This is a genomic window from Streptomyces sp. NPDC046900, from assembly GCF_040644975.1.
Lineage (GTDB): Bacteria > Actinomycetota > Actinomycetes > Streptomycetales > Streptomycetaceae > Streptomyces.
Window position 1 is genome coordinate 25,190 of record NZ_JBEYXD010000050.1, and the last position, 20,110, is coordinate 45,299.

Annotated in this window: 16 protein-coding genes and 1 pseudogene; 4 read left to right on the forward strand and 13 right to left on the reverse strand. The window is 70.2% G+C overall.

From position 1 onward, the window contains the following. Nucleotides 1-154: 154 nt before the first annotated feature. Nucleotides 155-1,588 carry an aldehyde dehydrogenase family protein gene (locus ABZ904_RS33900; protein WP_361827688.1) on the reverse strand — a complete coding sequence of 478 codons (1,434 nt, stop codon included), beginning with the start codon at nt 1,586-1,588 and terminating at the stop codon, nt 155-157. 316 nt (nt 1,589-1,904) lie between these two features. Then, nucleotides 1,905-2,402, reverse strand: a complete 498-nt coding sequence (locus tag ABZ904_RS33905) for a hypothetical protein (protein WP_359408538.1) — start codon at nt 2,400-2,402, stop codon at nt 1,905-1,907. Nucleotides 2,403-3,814: 1,412 nt separating this feature from the next. On the opposite strand from ABZ904_RS33905, the gene ABZ904_RS33910 reads away from it, so the two are divergent. After that, entirely contained in the window at nt 3,815-4,480 is a 666-nt protein-coding gene (locus ABZ904_RS33910) for a DUF4097 family beta strand repeat-containing protein (RefSeq protein WP_361003728.1), read from the forward strand. 196 nt (nt 4,481-4,676) lie between these two features. Beyond that, nucleotides 4,677-5,492, forward strand: a complete 816-nt coding sequence (locus tag ABZ904_RS33915; protein ID WP_359408541.1) for an alpha/beta fold hydrolase — start codon at nt 4,677-4,679, stop codon at nt 5,490-5,492. A gap of 293 nt (nt 5,493-5,785) precedes the next feature. On the opposite strand, the gene ABZ904_RS33920 is transcribed toward ABZ904_RS33915, so the two are convergent. The 11 genes and pseudogenes from ABZ904_RS33920 to ABZ904_RS33970 all read right to left on the reverse strand — a co-directional run. Continuing rightward, the gene (locus ABZ904_RS33920; protein ID WP_361827692.1) at nt 5,786-8,440 is read right to left on the reverse strand and encodes an alpha/beta hydrolase fold domain-containing protein; all 2,655 of its coding nucleotides are present in this window, start codon (nt 8,438-8,440) and stop codon (nt 5,786-5,788) included. Nucleotides 8,441-8,525: 85 nt separating this feature from the next. Beyond that, complete coding sequence (locus tag ABZ904_RS33925; RefSeq protein WP_361827695.1) at nt 8,526-9,674, reverse strand: helix-turn-helix domain-containing protein; 1,149 nt, start codon at nt 9,672-9,674, stop codon at nt 8,526-8,528. 172 nt (nt 9,675-9,846) lie between these two features. Further along, complete coding sequence (locus tag ABZ904_RS33930; RefSeq protein ID WP_361003707.1) at nt 9,847-10,491, reverse strand: acyl-CoA dehydrogenase family protein; 645 nt, start codon at nt 10,489-10,491, stop codon at nt 9,847-9,849. Between the two features lie 225 nt (nt 10,492-10,716). Further along, the gene (locus ABZ904_RS33935; RefSeq protein ID WP_361003710.1) at nt 10,717-10,947 is read right to left on the reverse strand and encodes an acyl-CoA dehydrogenase family protein; all 231 of its coding nucleotides are present in this window, start codon (nt 10,945-10,947) and stop codon (nt 10,717-10,719) included. Continuing rightward, entirely contained in the window at nt 10,944-12,224 is a 1,281-nt protein-coding gene (locus tag ABZ904_RS33940; RefSeq protein WP_361827699.1) for an acyl-CoA dehydrogenase family protein, read from the reverse strand. Before ABZ904_RS33940 ends, ABZ904_RS33935 begins: the two co-directional genes overlap by 4 nt. 284 nt (nt 12,225-12,508) lie before the next feature. Next, on the reverse strand, nt 12,509-13,123 hold the full coding sequence (locus tag ABZ904_RS33945; RefSeq protein ID WP_359408560.1) for a TetR/AcrR family transcriptional regulator: 615 nt from the start codon (nt 13,121-13,123) through the stop codon (nt 12,509-12,511). 36 nt (nt 13,124-13,159) lie between these two features. Then, nucleotides 13,160-13,447, reverse strand: coding sequence for a hypothetical protein (locus ABZ904_RS33950; RefSeq protein ID WP_361827701.1), 288 nt, complete (start codon nt 13,445-13,447; stop codon nt 13,160-13,162). After that, nucleotides 13,447-15,210 (reverse strand): enoyl-CoA hydratase-related protein, encoded by a 1,764-nt coding sequence (locus ABZ904_RS33955; protein ID WP_361827704.1) that lies wholly within the window; start codon nt 15,208-15,210, stop codon nt 13,447-13,449. The genes ABZ904_RS33950 and ABZ904_RS33955 overlap by 1 nt, the downstream gene beginning before the upstream one ends. Beyond that, entirely contained in the window at nt 15,165-15,680 is a 516-nt protein-coding gene (locus ABZ904_RS33960) for a hypothetical protein (protein ID WP_359408567.1), read from the reverse strand. Before ABZ904_RS33960 ends, ABZ904_RS33955 begins: the two co-directional genes overlap by 46 nt. Before the next feature lie 86 nt (nt 15,681-15,766). Continuing rightward, entirely contained in the window at nt 15,767-16,822 is a 1,056-nt protein-coding gene (locus tag ABZ904_RS33965) for an MBL fold metallo-hydrolase (protein ID WP_361003720.1), read from the reverse strand. A gap of 93 nt (nt 16,823-16,915) precedes the next feature. Further along, nucleotides 16,916-17,192 (reverse strand): annotated as a pseudogene (locus tag ABZ904_RS33970) (electron transfer flavoprotein subunit alpha/FixB family protein); the annotation flags it as partial. Between the two features lie 853 nt (nt 17,193-18,045). Here ABZ904_RS33970 and ABZ904_RS33975 point away from each other — a divergent pair. Together ABZ904_RS33975 and ABZ904_RS33980 are read left to right on the forward strand one after the other, a co-directional pair. After that, nucleotides 18,046-18,375 carry a hypothetical protein gene (locus tag ABZ904_RS33975; RefSeq protein ID WP_361003722.1) on the forward strand — a complete coding sequence of 110 codons (330 nt, stop codon included), beginning with the start codon at nt 18,046-18,048 and terminating at the stop codon, nt 18,373-18,375. Nucleotides 18,376-18,979: 604 nt separating this feature from the next. Then, nucleotides 18,980-19,651, forward strand: coding sequence for a TetR/AcrR family transcriptional regulator (locus tag ABZ904_RS33980; protein ID WP_359408874.1), 672 nt, complete (start codon nt 18,980-18,982; stop codon nt 19,649-19,651). The last annotated feature ends 459 nt before the right edge of the window (nt 19,652-20,110 follow it).

Below are 20,110 nucleotides of genomic sequence, written 5' to 3' on the forward strand. Positions count from 1 at the left end.
CGTGTCTACGTTGTGGGGTTCCGGCCGGTCCGGATCGGCCGGAAGGGGCGTGGGCCGCCCACTGCGCAGGGTAACTCCGCGCCGCCGGCCGTCCCGGGGTGTCCACGGGGGCCGTGGACGCCCACCGGGCCGTCCGCGGCCCCCGTGGCCATCGTCAGCGGGTGATCGCCTTGGTCTCCAGGAACTCCTCGAGACCGGATCGACCCATCTCCCGGCCGTTGCCGGACTGCTTGTAGCCGCCGAACGGTGCCTGGAAGTTGTGCGGGCCGCCGTTGACGTCCACCTGGCCGACCCGCAGACGCCGGGCGATCGCCATGGCGTGCTCCTCGTCGCCGGTGACGGCGCCGTTGAGGCCGTAGATCGTGCCGTTGGCGATCTCGACGGCATGGTCGTCGTCGGTGTACGGGATCACCGCGAGGACGGGGCCGAAGATCTCCTCCTGGGCGATGACCGAGTCGGGGTCGACGTCGCAGAAGATCGTGGGCCTGACGTACGCGCCGGCCTCGAATCCGTCCGGGCGGCCGGCGCCGCCGACGACGAGCGTGGCCCCGTCGGCGATGCCGCGCCGGATGTAGCCGTCCACGCGCTGCCGCTGGGTCTCGGAGGCGAGGGGGCCGATGCGGGTGGCCTCGTCGGCCGGGTCGCCGACAGCATAGGCAGCGGCGGCGGCACGCAGCTTCTCGACCACCGTTTCCTGAAGGTGCTCGGGCACCAGCATCCGTGAGTAGGCGCCGCAGGCCTGGCCGCCGTTCGCCCACGCGTAGGCCAGACCGCGGGTGACGGCGAAGTCGAGGTCGGCCTCGGGCAGGACGATGTGGGCCGCCTTGCCGCCCAGTTCCAGCGCGACGCGCTTGACGGTCCCGGACGCCGCCGCGGAGACGCGCCTGCCGGCGGCCGTGGAGCCGGTGAACGAGACCATGTCGATCTTCGGATGCCGGGAGATGGCCTCGCCGACCACCGGGCCGGTGCCCTGTACGACGTTCAGTACGCCGTCCGGGAGCCCGGCCTCGGAAGCGATCTCCGCGAACATCCGGGCGCTGAGCGGGGAGAGCTCCGACGGCTTGAGGACCACGGTGTTGCCGGCCAGCAGGGCCGGGACGACCTTCGTCACGAGCTGCTGGAGGGGGAAGTTCCAGGGGGTGATGGTGCCCACGACGCCGATCGGCTCCCGGATGACCAGCGAGTTCTCCACCGTCTCGGTCCACTCGAACCGCTCGGCCGCGACGATCGCGGCCTGGGCCGCCGCCACCGGGAAGCCGGCCTGAGCCTGGCGGGAGAAGGAGATCGGGGCGCCCATCTCCAGGGTGATCGTCGCCGCGAGCTCCTCGGAGTGCTTCGCCATACCCTCGGCCACCAGTCGCAGCACGGCGATGCGGTCCTCGGGCGAGGTCGCCGACCAGGCAGGGAAGGCGGCGAGCGCCGCGTCCACCGCCTGGTCGACGTCCTCGTGCGTGCCCTGGGCCACGGAGGCGACCACGGAGTCGTCGGCGGGGTTCACGACGTCGAGCAGCGGCCCGGAGCCGGGGACAGCGCGGCCCCCGATCCAGTGCGAGGGGGCCGGGAAGGGAACATCGGGGTTTTCGTTCATGCCGCCAGGAAACATCGGCCGCCGCACGGCAGCCATGTCCGGCCATACCCATGATCCGGGTCACTCCTCAGGCGCCCGGGGAGTCCGGCACCTGGACACTCACGGACTCTTCGTGCGGCACGGGCCGCGCGCCCGGCCGTCCACGTCCGGGGCCGGTGACGCGGCCCTGACGCGCGTGACACCACCGTGCTCGCGTGACAGCCGCGCGGCGAGGCGGTGATGGTATCCGCCGGCCTGGTGCAGCGCCTGCAGCGCCAGGGTCCCTGCCCTATCGCGCGGTATTCGTCCGGGGCCGCTGCCGTTGGCGCCGCGCCGGTCACTGGTCTTGCTGCTGCCCGCCCCGAGCAGCCCGGTGCGAGTTCTTGACCGGGAGGTTCAAGTCACCGGTGATGGAGCGCGTATAGGTCGAAGTTGCCGGTGGTGTCATGGGTGTAGAACCAGTGAGCTGGCGCAGGCGATGCTGCAGTTCCACGATCTGGGGGCCGTTGTCGCTGCGCCGCAGCACCGTGACGGTCTGGCTGGTGCGAGCCTGCGTTGAACCGGCCGAGCCGGCGGTACGGGCCGTCGGCACGCGGTTCGGGGCTGCGGGCGTGGTCGACGTCGACGCCGAGGGACGCGCGTGCTTCGGAGCGGACGGCTCGGTGGACGCCGACGCGGAGCCCGGGGTGCGGCCGGACTCGTCCGGCGCGTTGGTGCGTCCGTCCTGCAGCGCGGTGTCGCCGCTTGGCTCGTCCGGGGTGAACAACCCGCTCGTGTAGCCCGCGGCGGCAGCGGCGATCGCCACGAGGATCAGAGCCTGTCGACGCCGGCCCATCGGTCGGCGCTGCTGCCTCCTGTGGGAACTTCTACTGGAAGGCCGACGCCACGGCGACAGCGGCCTGTTCGGCCCGGCCGCCGGCGGTGGCGACGGTTCCAAGAGCGAGTGGGGCGCCTGCGGCGTGCGGTCGTCCATCACGTTCATGCCCGAGGGGGCGGTCGCAGAAGGCGCAGTGGTGGGGGCCGGCGGCGTTGCGTGCTGTCCCGGAGCGGTGGGGCTCTGGCCCGGAGGCGGGTTGGAGGGGAGCCCCCGTGTGCCGAGCGGTTTTGGCAGCTTGACGTACATGTATGGGCGGACGCCGAGCGATTGGAAGTCTTCCGGGGTGGCCTTTTCGGCGCGGCGGGCCGCGGTGGCCACCTGCTGAGTGCACTGACAGGCTTCAGTGCCCCCTGCCGCCCGTTCAGTGGAACATTTCGAACACCTTTGCCGATTCATATGCGAATCCTTCCCCCTACAGACGCCAGCGATCATGCAGCGCTCGTCGCCGATCCACTCGGCAATTCCGTGGATCCATGAGGGCTTAACGGGCCATTACTTGCCACACTGATAACGACAGATGGCGGGAGAAGTCTCAGAGTTCACGGGAGGGCGCCATGAACTGCGGATGCGCGCGCCGTGACCGACCCGCCCTTTGAGCAGCCAAGACCGACTGTTGGCGTCTCGCCGGCTCGGGCTCATGTTCGACCTCGTGGGCGGGGTCGTGTTCGGGCTTACGGGCCAAGATGAACGCCGGAGCACCCCGAGCCCAGGATTGCGCTGCTCGATACGGCGCCGAGTGCCGTGACACCTGATGACCTTCCTCAAGGACGCGCATGAGTGTCGCCGTGTGGTGCGGCAGGTCGGAGCCGTGAACCGGTTTCCGACACATTGACCTGCAACGCCACCTTGCCCAGCAACCCCAGCCACCGACCACGTGACCTTGAACCGGGACGCCGGGCCGACCAGACCGGCTGGTCTCGCCATCACAACCGTCTCCCGCGCCAGACCTACCAGCGCATGTCGAGGGCGTCGAGGTCGGCGCGGCGCTGCGCGGTGAGGAGCCCCGTTTCGCATAGGTGGTGACGGCAGCCGCCGTGAGGGCACGCCGGAGCAAACCCGAGGGCCGATCCCGGCTGGACTATGCGCTGCCGTCTGCAGGGGCAGGGGCAGGGGCAGGGGCAGGAGCTGAGGCCGCGGCCGAGGCCGCATCCTGAGCGAGGGCCCCTGATCCCCTCTGGCCATAGCGTTTACTTCTCACTCGTTGCAACGCAAGGAACGACGGCGTTGCATTATCGGCGAAACCATTGCAACGATTGCACAGCTCTGGGCTGCAAGGATGCCTATTTCGTGCAACGAGTGTGTTGCCGGATCCTGGAAAGCAACGTAGCGTTTCCTGCATCGGAAACAACGAGTGAGTGCAGGAGAGCATGATGCAGAAGTTCGAGTCCCCCGCCCCGATCTCCGCCGTCCTGGACATCCCCGCCGGGCGGATCCAGTTCATCGCCGCCGACCGCACCGACACCACCGTGGAGGTCCTGCCCGCCGACCCCTCCAAGAGCCGGGACGTGCAGATGGCCGAGCACACGGCCGTCGCCTACGCCGACGGTGTCCTGCGGATCCACACCCCTAAACCCACCCACCAGCTTTTCGGTCCCTCCGGATCCCTGGAGGTCACCGTCCAACTGCCCGCCGGCTCCCGCATCGAGGCCACGGCCGCCGGCTGTGAACTGCGCGGCGTCGGCCGCCTCGGCGATGTCGCCTTCGACGGCGCCTACCGCCACATCAAGATCGACGAGGCCGCGAGCGTCCGCCTCACCGCGATCGACGGCGACGTCGAGGTCGGCCGGCTGGGCGGCCCCGCGGAGATCAGCACCGCACGGGGTGATATCCGGATCGCCGAGGCCGTGCGCGGCACGGTCGTGCTCCGCACCCAGTCCGGTGACATCACGGTCGGCGCCGCCGGCGGCGTCTCGGCCGTCCTGGACGCCGGCACCGGCCACGGCCGTATCAGCAACGCCCTCAAGAACGACGGCACCGCCGAACTCGACATCCGCGCGACCACCTCCCACGGCGACATCACCGCCCGCAGCCTCTGAAAAGAGCAGGACCGGGACCGTCCGGCCGGGCCCACCGCGATCTCGGCCCGGCCGGGTCGTGCCGGGTCGCCGCCGACGACCCGGCCGGCCGTCCGGCACGGCCCGCGTCCCGCACGGCCCGCGCTCCACGCGCTCCACGCGCAGCGCCTTGAAGAAGAAGTCATCCACGACGCTTGCACCCGATCTGGGAGAACACATGACGAAGAACAGCATGTCCGCGACCGGTTCGACGTGGGCCGGCATGGTGCCGGTCGACGATACGGCCCTCGCGGTCACCGACACCGGCGGCCCCGGCATCCCCGTGGTCTACCTCAACGGCCAGTTCGCCACGCAGGGGTACTGGCGGCACGTCCTTGCCGAACTGGGGACGGGGTGGCGGCACATCACCTACGACGAGCGGGCCCGCGGCAAATCGAAGCGTTCCGCCGACTATTCCTTCGAAGCGGCCGTCCGGGATGTCGATGCCGTTCTCGCGGCCCGGGGTGTGGATCGGGCGCTGCTGGTGGGCTGGTCCTACGGGGCGGTCGTCGGGGCGCACTGGGCCGGCCGGAACCCGGAACGCACCGTGGGCGCGGTCCTGGTCGACGGCGCGTTCCCCTACGACTGGCTGGATGAGGCCATGGAGCAGCGGATCCGGAAACTGTTCGGGCGGATGAGCTGGTTCCTGCCGCTGCTGCGCCCGACGGGTCTGGCCCCGCGGATGACCGCCCAACAGCAGGCGGACAGCAACATCGAGCTGGGCCGGCTCTCCCGCGAACGGGAACTGGCTCCCGTGCTGGACGGCATCACCGTCCCGGTGCGCTATGTGGTGGCGTCGGGGACATCCTTTGGAAGCCGCGGTGACGAGCAGGAACAGATACGGACCAGCCTCGACGCGGTGAGGGCCCGCAACCCGCACATCCAGATCGGCGCGAAGGTCGCCAGCAACCACGGTGCGATCCTCAAAAAGGACTTCCCGGCCATCGCCGCAGCCGTACGCGAGGTCGCCGCCCTCCACCATGCAGGGCACTGACGACACGACCAACCGGCGACACCCACACGTCCGCACCACCATCGTCCACCCCGACCGCGCCCAAGCCGCGCAAGGGCCACAGCCCCTCGCACGAGACAGACGCGGTCAAGCCGCAGCGGCCGAGCATGTCCTCAAGAGGCATGACTTCGCACTAGGCACACGAGGCGGGACTTTCTCCGCCGACGATGGCGAAGGCTGAGCATCCATGCGGGAACGGATGCATGGATGCTCAGCCGGGGCCGGCTGATGGCCGGACGCGGTACGGACGAGGCGAGGTTCGAGGGGTGAACCCCTCACCCGTTGAAGTGCCGGCCGAGCGCCCCGATGCAGTCGCGGAAGTGTGCCTGCGTCACCCGGGCGTCAGGAACCATGTCGTACGCGTGATAGGCACCGGGGTAGACATGCAGCTCGGTCGGGATTCCGGCGCGGATCAGCCGGGTGCCGTAGGCGATGTCCTCCTCGGCGAAGAGGTCGAGGGCACCGACGCTGATGAAGGCCGGGGGCAGACCCGCCACCGATTCCACCCGGGCCGCTGCCGTGTACGGGGAGACGTCGTCCCCGCCGGGCTCGCGGCCGAGTATCGAAGTCCAGCCGAACCGGTTGTCGCCCGGTGTCCAGATGAACTCCCCTGCGTAGGGGTGGGCGTTCTCGGTGCTCGCGGTGCGGTCGTCCAGCATCGGGTAGATCAGCAGTTGGAAGGAGACGGGCACCTCGCCGCGGTCGCGCGCGAGGATTGCCAGGGTCGCGGCAAGGCCGCCTCCGGCGCTGGCGCCCCCGACCGCTATCCGTCCTCGGTGCATGCCGAGATCCTCGGAGTTGTCATGCACCCACCTCAGGGCGGCGTAGCAGTCGTGGACGAGCCCCGGTTCCTTGGTTTCCGGTGCCAGACGGTAGTCGACTGAGACGACCGAGGCCCCGGTCTCGGTGGCGATCCTGCGGCAGAGGATCTCGTCGATGTCGGCTTTGCCGAGGACGTAGCCGCCGCCGTGGATCCAGACCAGGGCGGAGGACGGTGTGGTGCGGGCCTTGGGCTCGTAGTGGAGGATGCGGACGTCGGGGTCGCTTTCGAAGCCGGGGATCCACCTCTCGGTGGTGGTGACATCGGGGTAGAGCGCTTGTGGGTCGGGGGCGTCGGGGATCGGGGCCGACTGGGCCTGGCGGACCTCCGGCAGTGTTTCGGGGCTGAGGTTGAGCGGCGGAAAGACGTCCAGGACCGGCGCGACTTCGGGGTCGACCAGGTGCCGGGTGCCGGCCGGGCTGTCGATAGTGGTCATCGGCGCTTGTGTTCCTTCTCTTTCGGGCGAGTCGCTTTTTCGGATCGATCGGGCGGGCTGAGCCGTGACGGCCGGGGTGAGCGTGAAGCCGCGGTAGCCGTCGCCGGCGATCTCGTCGCAGATCTGCCGGTAGGTCCCGACCCCGCCGAGGTAGGGCATGAAGACCCGTGGCTTGCCGGGGACGTTGGCGCCCATGTACCAGGAGGCGGCGTGTGGGTAGAGGGTGTGCGACGCCACCTCGTTGACGTGTTCGACCCACTTGTGCTGAGCCTCTCGCCGGGCGTCGATCCGGGCGATGCCGGCCTGGCGGGCGTGGGCTATCGCGTCCGTGATCCAGTCCCCGTGCTGCTCGATGGAGACGATCATGTTGCTCAGTACCGAAGGGCTTCCCGGCGCTGTGACCATGAACAGGTTCGGGAATCCGGCCGCCGCGACCCCGAGGTAGGTCCGCGGGCCGTCCGCCCATTCCTCACGCAGCGAGGTGCCGTCGAGGCCGCGGATGTCGATGGCGTTGAGCGGGCCGGTCATGGCGTCGTAGCCGGTGGCGAAGACGATGGCGTCCACCTCGTGGTCGACCCCGCCGACCCGCAGTCCGGTCGGGGTGATGCACTCGATCGGGTTGCCGCGCAGGCCGACCAGGGTCACGTTGTCGCGGTTGTACGTCGCGTAGTAGTCGGTGTCGACGCAGATGCGTTTGGTTCCGATCGGGTGGTCCTTCGGGCAGAGCAGTTCGGCGACGTCCGGATCCTTCGTTGTCTCGCGGATGCGGTCACGCACGTAGTCCGCCGTCACACGATTGGCTTCCTCGTCGATGACGGCGTCGGTGAAGGCGCTCACGAAGGCCGCCCCGCCGGCCGCCCACCGCCGGTCGAGTTCGGCGCTGCGCAGCTCCTCGTCCACATCGAGGGCGTTGCCCAGCGCGGGGGGCGTGATGACTCCGGCGGCCGAGTTGCGGGCGTCGGCCCGCGGTTGCCGGTACTCGGCTTTGATGCGCCGCTGCTCGTCCTGGGACAGGGGGCGGTTCTGCGCGGGGATGGAGAAATTGGGCGTGCGCTGGAAGACGGTGACGTGGGCGGCCTGCTGGGCGATCACCGGGATCGCCTGGATGCCGGAGGAGCCGGTGCCGACCACGGCGACCCGCTTGCCGGTGAAGTCGACGCCCTCGTGCGGCCAGCGCCCGGTGTGGTAGGTCGGGCCGGTGAAGGAGTCGAGCCCCTCGAAGTCCGGCACGCGGGAGGCGGACAGGCAGCCGACGGCCGTGACGAGGTAGCGCGCACTCGCCTGGCCTCCGTCCTGCAGGGTGACGGTCCAGGTGTCGGTCGTCTCGTCGTAACGGGCGCCCTTGACCGAGGTGTTGAACTCGATGTCCTCGCGCAAGCCGAAGCGGTCGGCCACGTGGTTGGCGTAGCGCAGGATCTCGGGCTGGGTGGGGTAGCGCTCGGTCCACTCCCATTCCTGCTCGAGGTCCTCGGAGAAGGAGTAGGAGTAGAACATCGACTCGACATCGCACCGGGCGCCTGGGTACCGGTTCCAGTACCAGGTGCCGCCGACACCGTTGCCTCGCTCGTAGACACGGACCTGGAGGCCCAGGTCGTCGCGTAGGCGGTGCAAGAGGTACATGCCGGCGAACCCGGCACCGATCACGATCGCGTCGTACTTCTGAGTTGTCCGCATGCTGCGCCAAACCCCCTTCTCCCGGCGACATTGCCGGGGGTCGGCCGATCGATCACCAGCAGCATCTCCGAGCGTGTGACGTGCGTCATTGGACAGATGGCGCGGATGGAGCGCCATCTGTCCCGTTCATGGGGAAGAGGTGCCCGGAGTCCTGCAGGCGCCGCAGGACGAGGGCGAGGAAGAGACGGGGCCGCCCGTAAGGCTCGGTGAAGCTGAAACCGAGGTACCGCTCAGCGCGTTCCACCCGGTAGGCCACCGAGTTGTGGTGCCGGTGCAGCAGCCGTGCCGCTTTGCGCACCGACTCGGTGGCGGCGACCGCCTCCAGGCAGACCAGCATGTCCTCGCCGTGCTCGTCCACCAGGCGGTTGAGCCGGTGCACGTCGGGGACCAGCGCGATCCGTTCGTCGCTCAGGGTCTCGGCGAGGACGGCATATCCGCCGAGTTGGGCTCCGTCGACGAGCACCGCCTCTTCCACGGTGTACGGGCCCTGTGCGCGAGGGCTCGGGCGTGCGAAGCGCAGTGCGAGCCGGGCCAGCCGCCAGGCCTCGGGTGCCTGTGAGGCGGGGTACGGTCCGGCGAACGCCGCGCGGGTTCCGGGGGGCACCCCCAGGACCGCGGTGGGGTCCAGGTCGTTGGCCAGGACCAGGTGGAGGTTCCCCGCGGGCGCGTCGAGCACGCCGCGCGCGTGCTGTCGTACCTGCTCGACGAACATCCTCGCCGGGTCGGCGGGTGCGCAAAGAGCGAACACGGTCGTCGCGGAGGTTTCCTTCAGTCCCAGACGCAGCAACATGCGCGAGCGTGTGGACATTTCGAGGCCGATGTCGACGACCGATCGCAGCGCCACGCTGTCGGTGGCCGGTGGAGCATGGCCCAGGAGGGCCACCTTCGCTGCTATCCCGAGGCGGCGCAGCAACAGCGCCGCCCGGGGTCCGGCTCGTGCCAGACCGGGGGCGTCGATCCAGACACGCCCCGTGCCGGGGAGGTCGTGCGTTCCCGCGTGCGGTGGCTGCTGCCCGGTGCGGTCGATGCCACGGGGGGTCGCCATGCAGACTTCCCCGCGCGCCGTCCGGATCCCGACGGCGCAGTCGAGCGCTGATGCGGTGCGGGCCAGCAGCGACTCCAAGTCGGCATCGCATTCGGTCAGTTCGTCGATGAGGTCGAGGACCGCGTCGATCTCGATCGCCGCCCGGGGAGGCGGGCCTGCCTTGGGTGGCGGATCTTCGATGCCGGACATCTGTGATCTGTCCGTGGCTGGACCCCTTCCTGGCACGGTGTCGGACCTTCGCGGGCCACCTGTCCTGATCCGCGGCAGCGCGTGTCCAGGTGGCGATGCCGGGCGCGGCCGTGGCGGCTGAGGCTGCCGATGGCCGCGCCCGTGCGGAGGGGAACGGGTGGCGGCAGGCGGCTCAGAAGCCCAGTCGTTCCGCCACCTGGGCGCGGTGGAACTCAGGCTCTCCGAGCAGCAGTTGGCTGGAGCGCGCCCTCTTGAAGTACAAGTGTGCCGGAATCTCCCAGGTGAAGCCCATGCCGCCGTGGAACTGGATGTTCTGGTGGGCCGTGCTGACGAACGCGTCCGCGCAGTACGCCGCGGCGAGCGATGCCGCAACCGGCAGTTCGTCGCTGTCGTCGGCGGCGGCGAACAGGGCGTAGTAGGCGGCCGACCGCGCCGTTTCGACCTCCACCAGGGCGTCGGCCGCCATGTGCTTGAGGGCTTGGAAGGCGCCGATCGGCTGGCCGAACTGCACGCGGACCTTCATGTACTCCACGCCCATGTCGAGTGCCGCCTGCGCACCACCGACCTGCTCGGCGGCCAGCGCGACGGCGGCCAGGTCGAGGACGCGGGCGAGGATCTCCTTCCCGCTGTTCGGGCCGCCGACCGGCGTGGCGATGGCCTCGGCGAGTTCGATGTCGGCGAGCTTGCGGGTCTGGTCGAGGGTCGGGCGCAGGGTGGTGCCAAGGCCTTCCGCGCCGGCCTCGACGGCGAACAGGCCCAGTCCCTCGGCGGTGTTGGCCGGCACCAGGAGGAGGCCCGCCACATGTGCGTCGGTCACCAGAGGCGCGGCACCCGTCAGCCGCCAGGTGCCGTCCTTGTGCTCGGCCCGTACGTCGAAGGACGTGCCGGGCCGCGGGAAGGCCAGCGTGGCGATCAGCGAGCCGTCGGCGATACCGGGCAGGTGGCGTTGCTTGGCCTCGCTGTCGCCGGAGGCCAGCAGCGCGCCCGCTGCCAGGACGATGCTGGAGAAGAACGGCGCGCAGAGCAGGGCACGGCCCGTCTCCTAGAGAACGATGCCCAGTTCGACCCAGCCGAAGCCCTGGCCGCCGTACTCCTCGGGGATGGCGATGCCCTGCAGGCCGAGCTGGGTGGCCATGGTCTTCCAGACCTCCGGGTCGTAGCCCGGTTCGGTGGCCATCAGGCGGCGGACCTCGGTCTCGCTCGAGTGGTCGGACAGGAACTTGCGCACCGTCTTGCGCAGTTCGTCCTGCTCCTCGGTGAACTCCCTGATCATCGTGTGTCTCTCTCGTTCTCTGGTGGTGTGGTGCGGGTCGACGCGCAGGCCTGGCTGACGGAACGGGTGGCCGCGCCCTTGCGGACGTCACGGAAGGGGACGCCCTTGTCGGGTTCGTGGCCCTTGGGGAGGCCGAGGACGCGCTCGCTGATGATGTTGCGCTGGATCTGGTCCGAGCCGCCGCCGATGGAGTTGATGAAGGCGAACATCAGGTCGCGGTCGACCGGGCAGGACAGTGGGTTGTCGTAGTCGTAGACGAGGGACTCCTCGCCCTGCATCCGGTAGGTGAAGTCGGCGCCGGCGTGCAGGATCCTGGACATCGCCAGCTTGCCGAGCGAGGCGAGGGAGGACGGGCCGCGTTTGATCTCGGCTGCCGCGCGGCGGCCGGTCCAGATGTTGGTGAGGCGCCACGACATGATTCTCACGATGTCCTGCCGGACCTGCGCGTCGTCGAGCCGGCCGGCCCGCCGGGCGGCCTCGACCAGGTCGTCGGCGGCCTCGCGCAGGCCGGTCTTGATCGCCGTGCCCGACATGGAGGACGACATCGAGCCCATGCCGCTGCGTTCGGCGGCGAGGGCGATCTGCAGCGCCCGCCAGCCCTCGCCCGGGGCGCCGATCATCCAGGCGGCCGGCACCCGCGCCTCGGTCAGGAAGACCTCGTTGAACTCCGCGTCGCCGGTGATCTGCCGGATGGGCCGGACCTCGATGCCGGGCTGCTTCATGTCGATGACGAAGAAGCTGAGACCGGCGTGCTTGGGGACGTCCCAGTCGGTGCGGGCCAGGAGCAGACCGTACTTCGCCACCTGCCCGTTGGTGGTCCAGATCTTCTGGCCGGTGACGACGTACTCGTCACCGTCGAGTTCGGCCCTCGTCTGCAGGCCCGCCAGGTCGGAGCCCGCACCGGGCTCGCTGTAGAGGAGGCATCCCTGGCCGACGTCCCCCTTGAGCAGCAGCGGGATGAAGTGCTCCTTGGCCTCCTTGCCGCCGTAGGCCAGCAGCGGGTTGCCGAGCAGGTACAGCCAGGGGTTGTCATGGAAGGGCGTCATGTCCTGGCAGCCGCCGGGCGCGCCCGCGGCCCGGAACTCCTCGGCCGCCGCCCGGGCGGCCTTTCGGTCCAGGCCGCGCCCGTAGTTGTCCGCGGGCCAGGTCGGCGCCGCCCAGCCGGCGCTCACGACGGCATCGCGCCAGGCGTCGTCGTCGGTGCCGTGCCAGTGATCGGACAGCCATGAGCGCGCGGCTTCCCGCGCCTCGTCGGGTGACATCGTGCTCTCGCCCATCGTCGGCCAGGCGTGTGCCCAGTTCGCCCTTTCCGTTCGTCAGGTCAAGGACCCTGACCCCGGCCAGGGGGAGTGCGTTGTCGGCCACGTTGCCTTCTCCACAGCATTGTGCCGGGGCGGGCGCAGGCGCCCGGCTGCCCTGTTACCGGCACACCGTGGCACCAAGATCATGGCCCCGTACATCGCTGATTCCGCGCCCTACACATGTCGCAGAAGGACATGTGACCGGGTGCGGATCTCCCGCGGGGAGGAAAGGGCGAAGGCTTCTTTCGGCGGGCCGGGCCTCAGGCGGGCCGTGCCCCCACGAGCACCGAAGCGAGGACGAAGTCGACGAACCGCTCGGCGTAGTCGCCCGCGGCCTCGACGAGGCCGGCACGGAGCTCGGGAGGTGTGGTGAGGGCGTGGTTCATCGCACCGCCGCACAGCGCGTCGAGCAGGAAGGTCACCGAGGTGTCCTCGGGCAGCTCGCCCCGGCGGATCCCGCGCCGGACGATCGCCCGCGCGGCGAGGATCTGGGCCTGGGCGAGCTCGTCGTACCGCTCGGCCAGCCGGGGAATGGTGCGGGCCTCCATGGCCAGGCGCAGTACGGCCCTGCCGTCTTCGCCCGCGTACTGCTGCAGCAACTGCCGGACCAGGGCGACGAGATCCCCGCGGACGGTGCCGGAGTCGACGTCGGTGACGCCGGCGACCCGCAGGGTCAGTGCCTGCGCCAGGAGCTCCTCCTTGCTGTCCCAGCGCAGGTAGACGGAGGCCTTGCCGACGCCGGCGCGGCGCGCCACCGCCTCGATGCTGAAGGACTTCCAGCCGTTCTCGCCGAACAGCTCGACGGCGGCGTTGGCGACGCGCCGGTCCACGTCGTTGTCACGTGGGCGTCCGGCGGAGGGTCTGGGCTGCGTCATGGACCCATGATCCTCCACATGCCCGCAGGAAAGCCATTACTGAACGCCATCGGTCGGATTCAGGATCGGTGGCGTACGGCTCCATGGGTCGGCGCGCTGCCACCGACCCTGGGCGGACGGCGGCCGGTGGCAGCGGCGGCCTGCAGAGGGGAGCCGAGGCGCGCGGATCTCTGCCAGGTCAGCGGTTCTTCCACTCGGGGCGGCGCTTTTGGCGAAGGCCGTCATGCCCTCGATGGCGTCCTGGCTGACCATCAGGCTCTCCAGTGCGGACGAGGGGTGCTCGACGGCGTCCGCGGTGTCCGCGATGCCTTCGGTCTCCGCCATCACCTGGAGCGAGACGCGGACGGAGGTGGGGGAGCCCTCCTGGATCTCCGCGGCGAGCGCACGGGCCCCTGCCAGGGCGGTGCCGGCCGGGACGACCTGGCAGGGGCCAGACCCAGTCCGAGGGCTTCGTCGGCGGTGACCTGGCGGCCGGTGAGGATCATTTCGGTGGCGATCTTCCGCGGAACGGCACGGGGCAGGCGCACCAGGCCGCCGGCGCCGGCCGCCAGGCCCACTTTGACCTCGCTGAGTGCGAAGCGTGCGGTCTCGTCGGCGACGGTCAGGCGGCAGGCCAGAGCGATCTCACAACCGCCGCCCATGGCGAAGCCGTTGACCGCGGCGATGACCGGCTTGGTCATGTTCCGGCGCGACGTCAGGCCCGCGAAGCCGTTCTTGGGCACCCACATCGGCTTTCCGGAGGCGGAGTACTTCAGGTCGTTGCCTGCGCTGAAGGACTTGTCACCGGCGCCGGTGAGGAGGGCCACCCACAGTTCCGGGTCGGCGAAGTAGGCGTCGAAGACCTCGTCGAGTTCCTCGTTGGCCATCGGGTGCAGGCTGTTGCGCGCCTCCGGCCGGTTGATGGTGACCTCAAGCAGGTGGCCGTCGCGGTGGACGGTGACGTACTCGTAGTCGTCACGCAGGACCGGCTCGCGGCGGGGGAGGATGGTGTCCATCCGCTCCTGGCTCGTGGTCACACGGTTTCCGAGGCCGAAGGAGCGGACGAAGACACGGCTGCCGACGGGTTCGCCGTCGGACAGCAGGCCGAGCATCTCCTCGTCGCCCTGGTGGACGAGGGCGATGAAGCGGCGGCCGTCCGCCTCCAGCCGGCCGATGACCACGCCGGTACGGGCCCCGCCGCGGCCGTACTTGACGGTGTACGTCTCGACGCTGGCCCAGCCGTCGGCGCGGCGGGCCTCCTCGGGTGCCTCCCAGGCGTCGATCTGCGCCTGCAGTGCGGCGGAGTCGTCGGCGCGCCATGCGGTGGGTGTGGTGGAGTAGACGCCGACCGAGTACTTGCTCAGTGAGCCGTCGTTGGCCCCGACGAGGCCGTACGAGCCGGGTGCGGTACGGGCGTGCTGCACGGTCTCGGCGATGGCGTGCATGGAGTAGTTGTTCCCCGCCCCGCCGAAGAACGGCAGGCCGCCGGTGAGCGTGAGGCCCCGCGGATCGTCGGCCGAGAGATCGAGACCGTCGGCGACGTTGGACACGGCGATGGGGAAGCAGCTGTAGAGGTCGATGGTCGTGAGCTGGCCGGCGGTGATCCCGGCCACCTCCAGGGCGTGCTCGGCGGCCATCACGGCGGCGGGGCTGCGACTGAGGTCGGAACGCTCCATCAGGTCCCGCTCGCGCAGGTCGGCGTGGCCGTGCAGGAACACCCACCGCTCCTCGGGCACACCCAGTCGGCGGGCGGTTCTCACGGACATGACCAGGACGGCCGCACCCTGGTTGACCTTGTCCCGCGCGACGACGTACCGCGGATACGGGTCGGCGATCATACGGTTCGTCTCGGTCACGGTGACCAGCTCCTCGGCGGAGCGACGCACCGGGGCCGACGCGTGCGGGTTCTTCGCCGCGACGTCGGTGAACGGCGCGAACAGCGCGCCCATCCCGGCCGCGTACTCCTCACGCGACTGACCGAGCCGTGCCCGGCGGGCGTTCTCGAAGAGGGCGTACTGGCCGGGGGCGTCGGTCAGCCCGTGTGACGCCTGATGCAGCGACATCAGGCCCTCGAGCCCCCAGCCCCGGTCCTCGAGCTGCCCGCCCACCTGCTCGGTGAAGTCGGGCCGGTCCTCGGCCTTGGCGAGGGCCTGGGTGGTGGAGATGGCCTCGGCCCCGAAGACGAGCGCCGCCTGGGCGTCACCGCGGGCGATGGTCGCGGCCGTCTCGTCGAGCAGGTGCTGGGCGACTGGCCGCCGACGACTTCCAGGACGGCACGGGCGGGGTCGGCGCCGACGCGCTGGGCGACGGAGCGGGGGTAGTTGTCGGACTTGCCCAGGGGAGCGGGGGCGCCGGGCGTGGAGATCTCGAACTGCCGGACGCCGGCGACCGTGTCGATCGCGGAGGCCACGGTCGGGGTGTCGACAGCGGTGTCGGCGAGTGCGTCTAGCGCCGCCGCGGCGGCCAGCTCCACGGCCGGCATCCGCCGGTAGCCGGCATCGTCGAGCCGCTCGGAGGACTGACCGACGCCGACCACCACGGGAGTGTTCGGGGCGAGGCCGGAGAGGTCGGGGATCATGGTGGCGCCTTTCATTACTGCAGGAGCAGGGGCGGTACCGCGGAGCAAGGGATGGTGGGTCCTTCGGGAGCGGTGGACGCCGGACGTCAACCGGCCGGCGTATGGCTGAGGCGCACCGGGCGCTCACCCTCGCCGGAGCGGACGAGACGCCTTTGGGCGATGAGGTGCTCCGCGTGGGCCTCGGTCTCGGCCAGGGCGGCGATGCGCATCGGCCCGACCTGCTCCCAGGGGCGGGACCAGGACAGGTGGGCGGTCACCTCCCAGAGGGTGGGCCGGCCGAGCGCGTCCACCACCGCCAGGAGCTCGTCAAGCCGCCTTGCGTGGTGGTCGCGCAGCTGTCGTGTGCGGGTCGCGAGCCCCCGGAACCGGTACTCGTGCGCCGGCAGAGCCTCATGGTCGTCCCAGTCCGCCAGACGTTCGAGGGACGAGAGGAAGTCGGCGAGCGGCGCCTGCCCCGGTCGACGACCGTGCAGACCGATGTTGGGAGTGATGCGGGGCAGAACGTGGTCGCCGGTGAGGACGACGCGCGCGGCGGGCTCGGCCAGGCAGAGGTGCCCCGGGGTGTGGCCGGGTGTCCACAGGGCGACGAGCTCCCGTCCCTCGAGCGGAACCCGGTCCTTGTCGTCGAGCAGCAGGTCGGGCTCCGCCATGCGGAAGGCGTCGGAGGGGTTCTCCTCGTCCGGAGGGCCGAGCAGTTCCCGTACGTCGTTTTCGGAAGCTCCGGCGTTGAGCAGCCAGGTGCGGGCCGAGTGCCTGGAGGACCGCTCCTGCGCGGGCTGCCGGTGCGGGAGGCTGTCGCGTTCCGCAGGGTGCATGGCCACCCAGGAGTCGCAGGCTGCCTTGAGCCGGGTCGTCATGCCGTGGTGATCGAAGTGGACGTGGGTGGCGACGATGCCGGTCACATCGGCGGGCGTGGCTCCGGCTTCGGCCAGGCCCCGGCACAAGGCTTCCCAGCCTTCCGTGCTGTCCCAGCCCGGATCGACGACGACCAGTCCCGCGTCCCCGGGCACCAGGTAACTGAGCGTGTAGCGCAGCGGATTGGCTGGTATCGGCACTGGCACCGACCAGATGTCGCCGGCCAAGTGCTCGACCGGCGGGAGGACGCGCGCCGACCATGCCGCCTTCTGCAGAGTGCCGGTCACGACGACGGGCGTGGCGGCGTCGAGCGTGGCGCGATCACCGGGTGCGTGCAATGTTCATGCCTCTCGCGTTGTTTCGGCTGGGTTCGCCTGGACTCAGCCCTTGCGGGCCCTGATCTCCTCGGTCAGCTGTGGGACGACCTCGAAGAGGTCACCCAGCACGCCGTAGTCGACCAGGTCGAAGATCGGCGCCTCGGAGTCCTTGTTGATCGCGACGATCGTCTTCGAGGTCTGCATACCGGCGCGGTGCTGGATCGCACCGGAGATACCGGAGGCGATGCGGGGACACGCTGTTGCCGGTCTGGCCGACCTGGTTGGTGTGCGGGTACCAGCCCGCGTCCACCGCGGCACGCGAGGCGCCGACGGCCGCGCCGGGAGTCGGCGAGCGCCTCGTGGCCTGCGGGACCATCAGGAAGGCAACGTCGACCTCGTCGCCGATCTGTGTGCAGGAAGCGGCGGTGGGACGGCCGTGTACCTCGACGCCACACCGGTTGACCAGGTGAGTGCGGTCACCGAACCCGACGCCGACCGGATTCGGAAGGCGCTCGCGAAGAAGGACGGCTTGTCGTTCGCCTCTACGAGGGCGACGCTGCACGGACGGAACAGTGTCCGCAGGCGCTCCGGCGTGGGCGTGGAAGATGAAGTCATCGTCGGCTCCAGAAATACGCGTCGGGAGAGGCGGGTCGCGCGGGCGATGACCGGAGATGCGGGGGCGCGCCGGCCGCCGCCGGGAACTGTACGTGTGGGTCATTAATGAACGGAAACCGTCCGCAATGGCGACTCTAATCAGACGAAGGCCGTTCAGCAATAGGAGTGAGGTTGTGTCGGGGGGAGGGGATCTGCGCTCAGGGGGAGGGATGTGCGGCCCGGGCCGGGTACGTCGGGCGTCGTCCTCGGAGGATGGGGGCTCGGTCTGCGCAGCCGGGTCGTGGGGCACCGGCAGCGTGGGTCCCGCAGCACCAGATCCACGAGACAGAGGGTGAACCGCTCGTCGCGCGCGTCGCTCTCGCGGTCCGGGCCGCTCGGAGTGGCCAGGACGGGAGCGATCGCTCCGCTGGTCAGGGCCCCCAGTGGAAGTTCGCCCCGTTCGACCGCCCGGGGCACCATGGTCCGCGCGGCGCGCACCGCGAGGAGCTGACCGCGGTCCATGCCTCGGCCATGAGGCCGCGGTGGCCCCGGACCGCGACGGAGGAGCGGAGGGAGGCGAGCCCAGCCGACCTCTGCACGTGAAACGCGAGCAGCTCGCGGGCGACGGTCAGCGGGTCGTCGTGGATGTCCCTGGTGTCGATCGGTTCGACCACGAGGGCGTGGGTGTCGAGAGCCGGATCCTCGGGGACGGCCTGATCAGGGAACTCTTGTCGCTCGGCCTCGCGGTTCGGGGTACGGCCGCGAGCGGCTTGAAGTTGGCAGGGACGACCATGCCGTCCGGAGCCGCCGCCGAGGCTCAGCTCCTCGATGCTCCGGCAAGCGTGCTGGTGGCACGGCATACAGCGGCGGGAGCTGAAGTGCTCGTGCGGCACCGTGGTGGCCGTGCGAGCGCGGCGGCTCACTGGTGATTGCCACTCGGGAGCGAACAAGCCCCGCGGGGCTCCCTATGTTGTCCAGGCCCACCGTCAAGCATCAGGAGGGCAAGCATCCTGACGGTCGCGCGTCTCCCCGAGGCGAAGGCGAGCCGATTTCCGGCCGCCGCGAGTGCACTGACCACTGACTTGCCTCGTCGTGTCTGGCCGTTGCTGCCGACAGCAGCGTACTCGGCGGAACACAAGCCGCTTCGTCCGCCGGCGAGCACATGCGACGCCTTCACATGAGTGCGGTCTCTCGAGGCTTACCAGAGCTCTTGCAGAAGGCTCTGGCCTTCGCGCCGGGGATGAATCCATCTCGGGACTGCTCTGACCTGCACTCTAGCCTCGATGTTTCGTGGTGGTCCGTCGGTTCATCCAGCGGGCCGTTTCGGCTGCTCGGTCGGGTGGCCGGCAGGGTCGCGGCTCGGCTGTCGCGTCGAGTGGGCGCCGAGTTCCAGCTCTCCGGTCGTGGGCTCGTCGGGGCGGCGAGGCCCGGGGCGATGGCTCCGGGTCGGGCCGAGAGCCGGAGGCGGGTCAGAAAAGGACCTTGAGGTCCACTCTGAATCCTGCTAGCGTTCACACCGGTAACCTGGTCAATGTGGCGGAACAGGCGAGCGACAAAAACGGCTCCCGGTTGACTGAGCGTGGGCGGGCGACTCAAGAGCGCATTTTGAGGGCCGCCGCCGACATGATGTACGTCAAGGGCGTGTCTTCCACGACCCTCGACGAGGTCAGGGCGGCCAGCGGAACGAGTAAATCCCAGCTCTACCGCCACTACCCCGACAAGGATGCGTTGGTGCGGGACGTTGTGGCGTTGCAGGCTGCAGAATTGCTCGAACGCCAGCACCAGCTACTGCGGCGGCTCAACTCCCTCCGCGGGCTGGAGCGCTGGCGGGACGCAGTGGTCGAACACAACGCGCTCCGAAACGGAGCGTACGGCTGCCCGCTCGGCTCCCTTGCAAGCGAGCTGGCCGATCAGGACGAAGATGCGCGCAAGGCGATCGCCCGGCACTTCGACACCTGGCAAGGGCTGCTCGAGGCCGGGCTCGCGCGGATGAAGGACTCGGGAGTCCTGCGTGCCGATGCGGACGCCGGAGAGCTCGCCACCGGCCTCATGGCCGCCCTTCAAGGCGGCTACCTCCTTGCCCAGACGGTCCGGGACGTCAAACCCATGAGGATCGCCCTCGACATGGCGATCGGCCACATCAAGGCCTGTGCCGTGCCCGCCGAGGACGGCAATCCGCCTGAAGGGGGCACGAGAGGGCGCTGAAACCGTCCGGGACGAGGCGGCGCCGAGAAGTCCCGGTGCGGCGCCACAGGCGGTTGCGTCGCGGTCTCCCCTACCGGCTGGACTGCACCGTCCTCCCGGCGGGCGTCCGGGGGTGTGACGGCGGGAGGACGTGTTCGTCGGCACGCCCCACTGCCCGCATGTGGCCCCAGTCGTCGCCAACGGAAAGCCGCGGCACCCTGCGTACAAGGCAGGTCGCCGTCCGTCGAGCTCTCCGGCCGGACGGAACGCGGACAGGGCGCCGGCTCGCCGCTGCATGCCTTCCTCCCCACGCCGGAGGTCACCGAGTGGTTCGCCCACCGCCACCAGCCGCGGCTGCGCGAGCACGCACCGCCGCCCGCGCTGACCTTCACGTTGTGCGAGCCTGCACGCCGTGCCATGAAGAGCCGCTCGGCCGCGGTCAGGAGCCGCGGTCCTGGCGCGCCAGCACAGCGCCATGGC

Excerpts from the sequence above, each read along its gene's own strand:
- ABZ904_RS33900 (WP_361827688.1), bottom strand. The coding sequence starts at position 1,588 with ATGAACGAAAACCCCGATGTTCCCTTCCCGGCCCCCTCGCACTGGATC.
- ABZ904_RS33905 (WP_359408538.1), bottom strand. The coding sequence starts at position 2,402 with ATGGGCCGGCGTCGACAGGCTCTGATCCTCGTGGCGATCGCCGCTGCC.
- ABZ904_RS33910 (WP_361003728.1), top strand. The coding sequence starts at position 3,815 with ATGCAGAAGTTCGAGTCCCCCGCCCCGATCTCCGCCGTCCTGGACATC.
- ABZ904_RS33915 (WP_359408541.1), top strand. The coding sequence starts at position 4,677 with ATGACGAAGAACAGCATGTCCGCGACCGGTTCGACGTGGGCCGGCATG.
- ABZ904_RS33920 (WP_361827692.1), bottom strand. The coding sequence starts at position 8,440 with ATGCGGACAACTCAGAAGTACGACGCGATCGTGATCGGTGCCGGGTTC.
- ABZ904_RS33925 (WP_361827695.1), bottom strand. The coding sequence starts at position 9,674 with ATGTCCGGCATCGAAGATCCGCCACCCAAGGCAGGCCCGCCTCCCCGG.
- ABZ904_RS33935 (WP_361003710.1), bottom strand. The coding sequence starts at position 10,947 with ATGATCAGGGAGTTCACCGAGGAGCAGGACGAACTGCGCAAGACGGTG.
- ABZ904_RS33940 (WP_361827699.1), bottom strand. The coding sequence starts at position 12,224 with ATGGGCGAGAGCACGATGTCACCCGACGAGGCGCGGGAAGCCGCGCGC.
- ABZ904_RS33945 (WP_359408560.1), bottom strand. The coding sequence starts at position 13,123 with ATGACGCAGCCCAGACCCTCCGCCGGACGCCCACGTGACAACGACGTG.
- ABZ904_RS33950 (WP_361827701.1), bottom strand. The coding sequence starts at position 13,447 with ATGGCGGAGACCGAAGGCATCGCGGACACCGCGGACGCCGTCGAGCAC.
- ABZ904_RS33960 (WP_359408567.1), bottom strand. The coding sequence starts at position 15,680 with ATGATCCCCGACCTCTCCGGCCTCGCCCCGAACACTCCCGTGGTGGTC.